The sequence below is a fragment of the Pantoea allii genome (genome assembly GCF_002307475.1).
In the GTDB taxonomy this organism is placed as follows: domain Bacteria; phylum Pseudomonadota; class Gammaproteobacteria; order Enterobacterales; family Enterobacteriaceae; genus Pantoea; species Pantoea allii.
On record NZ_NTMH01000037.1, the window covers coordinates 104,110 to 110,471 of the forward strand.

General features: G+C 52.4%; 6 protein-coding genes and 1 rRNA gene. 2 read left to right on the forward strand and 5 right to left on the reverse strand.

Translation table 11 applies throughout. The annotated features are described in order from the left end of the window. Positions 1 to 11 precede the first annotated feature (11 nt). The 5 genes from tsaA to metN all read right to left on the reverse strand — a co-directional run bounded on the left by tsaA (position 12) and on the right by metN (position 3,760). Complete coding sequence (gene tsaA / locus CMR03_RS16945) at positions 12 to 716, reverse strand: tRNA (N6-threonylcarbamoyladenosine(37)-N6)-methyltransferase TrmO (protein ID WP_096012113.1); 705 nt, start codon at positions 714 to 716, stop codon at positions 12 to 14. After that, positions 713 to 1,111 (reverse strand): Rcs stress response system protein RcsF, encoded by a 399-nt coding sequence (gene rcsF / locus CMR03_RS16950; protein WP_063878495.1) that lies wholly within the window; start codon positions 1,109 to 1,111, stop codon positions 713 to 715. The genes tsaA and rcsF overlap by 4 nt, the downstream gene beginning before the upstream one ends. 126 nt (positions 1,112 to 1,237) lie before the next feature. Beyond that, positions 1,238 to 2,053, reverse strand: coding sequence for a MetQ/NlpA family lipoprotein (locus CMR03_RS16955; protein WP_014592975.1), 816 nt, complete (start codon positions 2,051 to 2,053; stop codon positions 1,238 to 1,240). A 29-nt stretch (positions 2,054 to 2,082) separates the two neighbouring features. Beyond that, complete coding sequence (locus tag CMR03_RS16960; RefSeq protein ID WP_013024713.1) at positions 2,083 to 2,736, reverse strand: methionine ABC transporter permease MetI; 654 nt, start codon at positions 2,734 to 2,736, stop codon at positions 2,083 to 2,085. Next, positions 2,729 to 3,760 (reverse strand): methionine ABC transporter ATP-binding protein MetN, encoded by a 1,032-nt coding sequence (gene metN, locus CMR03_RS16965; protein WP_063878496.1) that lies wholly within the window; start codon positions 3,758 to 3,760, stop codon positions 2,729 to 2,731. The genes CMR03_RS16960 and metN overlap by 8 nt, the downstream gene beginning before the upstream one ends. Before the next feature lie 188 nt (positions 3,761 to 3,948). On the opposite strand from metN, the gene gmhB reads away from it, so the two are divergent. Beyond that, positions 3,949 to 4,509 (forward strand): D-glycero-beta-D-manno-heptose 1,7-bisphosphate 7-phosphatase, encoded by a 561-nt coding sequence (gene gmhB / locus CMR03_RS16970; protein ID WP_063878497.1) that lies wholly within the window; start codon positions 3,949 to 3,951, stop codon positions 4,507 to 4,509. A gap of 406 nt (positions 4,510 to 4,915) precedes the next feature. Then, positions 4,916 to 6,362 (forward strand): 16S ribosomal RNA (locus tag CMR03_RS16975); the annotation flags it as partial.

The window sequence follows — 6,362 nt, forward strand, 5'->3', positions numbered from 1 at the left end:
AAAAGCGGGTTTTAACGCGGATCGATAGCCACGACTTCTGTCCCTGCCTCATCAATGCGCCAGCGCACATTAAACTCCAGTAGCCAGGCGGCATATTCCCGGTCCTGGGTTTCACCTTTACGGTAAGCGGGCCGCGGATCCTGAGCGAGTACCTCGCTGATAAATCTTGCCAGATGGGGATAGCGGCCGTGTTGTTGCATTTGCTGCTGGGCGTGCGGTGAAAACCGGACCGGCATGGTGCTTTCCGGCGCGGACTGGGCAAAACCTGCACGAGCCTGGGGCAGGGCTTCGGCAAAAGGCAGGTAGGGTTTGATATCGACAACCGGTGTACCGTCTACCAAATCCAGACTGCCCAACTGCAGAATGACCTGTTGTTTCTCGCAGCGAATGCCTTTGAGCTCAACCAGCGACATGCCAACAGGGTTGGGGCGAAAGGTGGATCGTGTGGCAAAAACGCCCATGCGGGCGTTACCGCCCAGGCGCGGCGGCCGCACAGTAGGACGCCAGCCACCGTCCATGGTCTGATGAAAAACGAACAGTATCCAGAGATGGCTGAAGTCTTCCAGGCCGCGCACCGCATCCGCCTGATTGTAAGGCGGCAAAAGATGCAGTTCGCCGCCGCCATCCTGAACCAGCCCCGGCTGGCGCGGCACGGCGAACTTCTCTTTCCATGGTGAACGGATCACGCCGATTTGCGCAAAGGCGAATTCACTCATTGACTGGTGACTTTCAGCGCCGATCCCTGACAAACAGCCTGACGGTAGCAGCCTGGCGTGCTGCTGACGATTTCACATTTATGCAGCAGCACAGCATTGGCTTTCATCTGTGACGCTTTGATTTGCATACGTTTACGTGCGGTAGCGATATTGGGGGGCGAACTCTGGTTGCTTACCTGGCAATCTTCAGCGGACACTTCGCCCAGATCGCGGAAGGGTTTGCTCACCAGATCGGCAGCGTCGGTATAAACCTTAACAGGCGCGGGTCGATACGTTGGCTTACGTGTCGGTTCGCTGGGTTGCTGCGGCTGAGAAGGTGCGCTGCTTATTGGGTGGTACTCTCGAACACACCCTGTCAGCATCAATGCTAACAAGCAGAGCGGTAAAAAACGCATGGCAACATCCTCAAGTTTCAAAAAGTGGCGTTATTGAAACAAGGACACGGATAAATAACAAGTCAGCAAAGCGCAATAACAGAAAGGGCGGCTAAAAGCCGCCCTGAGGGAAGATGTCAGACGGGATTACCAGCCTTTAACCGCGCCGCCGTTAAAGACTTTATTCGCGGCGTCCGCAACTTCGTCAGACTGATAAGCCTGAACGAATTTCTTCACGTTTTCCGCGTCTTTGTTGTCTTCACGTGCCACAATCAGGTTGACGTAAGGTGAGTCTTTGTCTTCAACAAAGATGCCATCTTTCGCCGGCGTCAGGCCAATCTGGCTGGCGTAAGTGGTATTGATCACCGCCAGCGCAATTTGCTGATCGTCCAGTGAACGTGGCAGCTGCGGTGCTTCCAGCTCAACAATTTTCAGGTGTTTTGGATTCTCAACGATATCCAGTGAGGTTGGCAGCAGGCCCACACCGTCTTTCAGCTTAATCAGGCCAACTTTCTGCAGCAGAAGCAGCGAGCGACCCAGGTTGGTTGGGTCATTAGGAATCGCCACCTGTGCGCCATCCTGCAGTTGATCAAGTGATTTGATTTTTTTCGAGTAGCCAGCAATCGGATAAACAAAAGAGTTACCAACGGATACCAGCTTGTAACCGCGATCTTTGATTTGTTGATCCAGATACGGTTTGTGCTGGAAGGCGTTCACATCAATATCGCCTTTACTCAACGCTTCGTTAGGCAGCACGTAGTCGTTAAACGTGACCAGCTCAACATCCAGGCCATACTTGTCTTTAGCAACTTTGGCCGCAGCTTCTGCAACCTGCTGCTCTGCGCCTACGATCACACCCACTTTAATGTGGTTTGGATCTTTAGCTTTTTGATCGCATCCTGCCAGCGCAATCGCGCCAATTAATGCACCCACAGCGGCAATTTTTTTAAATTTGAAAGACATATCCTTTCCTTAAGAGTGATATTGCTTGCTTATTTATGGGACACAGCACGCACGATGCGGTCACCACAGAATTGTATGAGATACACCAAAACGACTAATAACACTAATACCGTATTCATCACCGTCGCGTTATATCCGATATAACCATATTGGTAGCCAATCTGGCCCAGGCCGCCCGCGCCTACTGCGCCGCCCATTGCGGAGTAGCCAACCAGCGTAATCAGCGTGATGGTGGCAGCATTGACCAGGCCAGGCAGCGCTTCAGGCAGCAGGACTTTACGGACGATTTGCATCGGCGTTGCGCCCATTGCGCGTGAGGCTTCAATCAATCCGGTCGGAAGTTCCAACAGCGCGTTTTCAACCATACGGGCAATAAACGGGGCTGCGCCCACAGTCAGCGGCACGATGGCGGCCTGCAGACCGATTGAGGTGCCGACAATAATGCGGGTAAACGGAATCATCCATACCAGCAGGATAATAAAAGGAATAGAGCGGAAGATGTTGACCAGCGCCGACAGCACCCGGTACAAGCCTTTGTTTTCAAGAATCTGCCCTGGACGGGTAACGTATAACAGCACGCCCACCGGTAAACCCAGCACGAAACCGAAAAAGCCAGAGACAAAGGTCATCATCAACGTTTCCCACACGCCGCGCCCCAGCAACGCAATCATCGCTTCAGACATAACCTAATACCTCTACTTTTACATGATGTTCTTGCAGCCACTGAATAGCGGCTTGTGTATCGCTTTCACTGCCGTGAATTTCCGCCAGCATGATGCCGAACTTCACACCGCCGGCGTAATCCATCTGCGCACTGATAATATTGTTATTGATATTAAAACGACGTGCGGCTTCAGACAGCAAAGGTGCATCAACGGACTGACCGGTGAATTCCATACGCAGCAACGGCATGCTGTCAGGACCAGCTTCAGGCGAAAGGCGCTGTTGATAATCGTCTGGAATATCCAGATGCAGTGTTGACTGGATGAACTGCTGTGCCAGCGGCGTTTTAGGATGCGAGAAGACTTCGCTCACGCTGTCCTTTTCGATTAGCTCACCTTGGCTGATCACCGCGACCTGATCGCAGATGCGCTTTACGACATCCATCTCATGCGTAATCAACAGAATGGTCAGGCCGAGACGACGGTTAATATCTTTGAGCAATTCAAGAATCGAACGCGTGGTGGCTGGATCGAGCGCGCTGGTGGCTTCATCGCACAGCAGAACCTTGGGATTGCTCGCCAGCGCACGGGCAATGGCAACACGCTGTTTCTGACCACCGGAAAGATTGGCCGGCCAGGCATCGTGCTTATCAGCCAGACCGACCAGGTCCAGCAGTTCAGCCACACGCTTTTTAATCTCGTCACGGGTGAGGTTGCCCAGCTCTAACGGCAGCGCAACGTTGCCAGATACCGTGCGGGAGTTCATCAGGTTAAAATGCTGAAAAATCATGCCAATCTGGCGACGCGCCTGAGTCAACTGCCGTTCACTCAGCGCCGTTAAATCCGCACCGTCAACCAGTACCCGGCCTGAGGTAGGGCGTTCAAGCAGATTCACGCAGCGAATCAGCGTACTTTTTCCGGCACCGGATGCGCCGATGACGCCATAGATTTGTCCGGCAGGCACATGCAGGCTGACATTGGATAAAGCCTGTATCGAACGCGAACCTTGCTGGAACACTTTGGTGATATTTTCTAATTTAATCATTACGTTATTTATTATCGTCTTGCATTGTCCGTGGTCTGGTGTGCTTCCATAGATGAAAGCATGCATAAGCTGGATGGATGGTAAGGCATCCAGACGTCTAAATCAATGGAAGTGATTCAATCTGACATTCTCCCTTTTATGGCAATCGTGCGATACTAAGCGGCAATTTTTATAGCAGGAGTTTTTACGTGACGAATCAAGTCCCGGCCATTTTTCTCGATCGCGATGGCACCCTCAATGTTGATCACGGCTATGTCCATGAAATCGATAATTTCCAGTTTATCGATGGCGTCATTGAAGCATTACAGCAGTTAAAGAAGATGGGCTTTGCGCTGGTGGTCGTAACAAACCAGTCCGGCATTGCACGCGGTATGTTTAGCGAAGATCAGTTTATGCGGCTCACCGAGTGGATGGACTGGTCTTTGGCCGATCGGGATATCGATCTTGATGGTATCTATTTCTGTCCGCATCTCCCCGATGCGACGATTGAAGAATTTCGCCAGCAGTGTGACTGCCGTAAACCTCAGCCAGGGATGTTGCTGTCAGCACAAAAGGAGCTGCACATCGATATGGCTGCTTCTTATATGGTAGGTGACAAACTGGAAGATATGCAGGCCGCTCAGGCCGCTGGCGTAGGTAAAAAAGTATTAGTGCGCAGCGGTAAGCCGGTTACGGCTGAAGGTGAGGCCCTGGCTGACTGGGTCATCGCGAGTCTTGCCGAGCTGCCTTCGCGCATTAAAAACGCGTAAAACAGCGCTTTTGTGCAAATTTCAGACGAACAGCAAAAAAGTTTAAATTTGCACTTGCGCTCTGTGAAAGCTTCCCTATAATGCGCCTCCACTGACACGGCACAACGGCTTACGGAATGCGGTGTTGAGAGGTTCAGGAAACTGAGCCGCCGGAGAAAAACTTCTGAAAAAGAAGTTGACTCTGAAGGAGGGAAGCGTAATATACGCCACCTCGCGACAGACGGTTAACCCGCTGTTCGCACTGCTCTTTAACAATTTATCAGACAATCTGTGTGGGCACTCGCAGGATTGATATCAGCGTCNNCGGACGTAAAAAATATCAAGTCTCACGAGTGAACACATAATGAAATTCATTATGACGTTTTACAGATGAGCACCGCTGAACTGGTTTCAGCAAATCAAACTTAAATTGAAGAGTTTGATCATGGCTCAGATTGAACGCTGGCGGCAGGCCTAACACATGCAAGTCGGACGGTAGCACAGAGAGCTTGCTCTCGGGTGACGAGTGGCGGACGGGTGAGTAATGTCTGGGGATCTGCCCGATAGAGGGGGATAACCACTGGAAACGGTGGCTAATACCGCATAACGTCGCAAGACCAAAGAGGGGGACCTTCGGGCCTCTCACTATCGGATGAACCCAGATGGGATTAGCTAGTAGGCGGGGTAACGGCCCACCTAGGCGACGATCCCTAGCTGGTCTGAGAGGATGACCAGCCACACTGGAACTGAGACACGGTCCAGACTCCTACGGGAGGCAGCAGTGGGGAATATTGCACAATGGGCGCAAGCCTGATGCAGCCATGCCGCGTGTATGAAGAAGGCCTTCGGGTTGTAAAGTACTTTCAGCGGGGAGGAAGGCATTGTGGTTAATAACCGCAGTGATTGACGTTACCCGCAGAAGAAGCACCGGCTAACTCCGTGCCAGCAGCCGCGGTAATACGGAGGGTGCAAGCGTTAATCGGAATTACTGGGCGTAAAGCGCACGCAGGCGGTCTGTTAAGTCAGATGTGAAATCCCCGGGCTTAACCTGGGAACTGCATTTGAAACTGGCAGGCTTGAGTCTCGTAGAGGGGGGTAGAATTCCAGGTGTAGCGGTGAAATGCGTAGAGATCTGGAGGAATACCGGTGGCGAAGGCGGCCCCCTGGACGAAGACTGACGCTCAGGTGCGAAAGCGTGGGGAGCAAACAGGATTAGATACCCTGGTAGTCCACGCCGTAAACGATGTCGACTTGGAGGTTGTTCCCTTGAGGAGTGGCTTCCGGAGCTAACGCGTTAAGTCGACCGCCTGGGGAGTACGGCCGCAAGGTTAAAACTCAAATGAATTGACGGGGGCCCGCACAAGCGGTGGAGCATGTGGTTTAATTCGATGCAACGCGAAGAACCTTACCTACTCTTGACATCCAGAGAACTTAGCAGAGATGCTTTGGTGCCTTCGGGAACTCTGAGACAGGTGCTGCATGGCTGTCGTCAGCTCGTGTTGTGAAATGTTGGGTTAAGTCCCGCAACGAGCGCAACCCTTATCCTTTGTTGCCAGCGATTCGGTCGGGAACTCAAAGGAGACTGCCGGTGATAAACCGGAGGAAGGTGGGGATGACGTCAAGTCATCATGGCCCTTACGAGTAGGGCTACACACGTGCTACAATGGCGCATACAAAGAGAAGCGACCTCGCGAGAGCAAGCGGACCTCATAAAGTGCGTCGTAGTCCGGATCGGAGTCTGCAACTCGACTCCGTGAAGTCGGAATCGCTAGTAATCGTGGATCAGAATGCCACGGTGAATACGTTCCCGGGCCTTGTACACACCGCCCGTCACACCATGGGAGTGGGTTGCAAAAGAAGTAGGTAGCTTAACC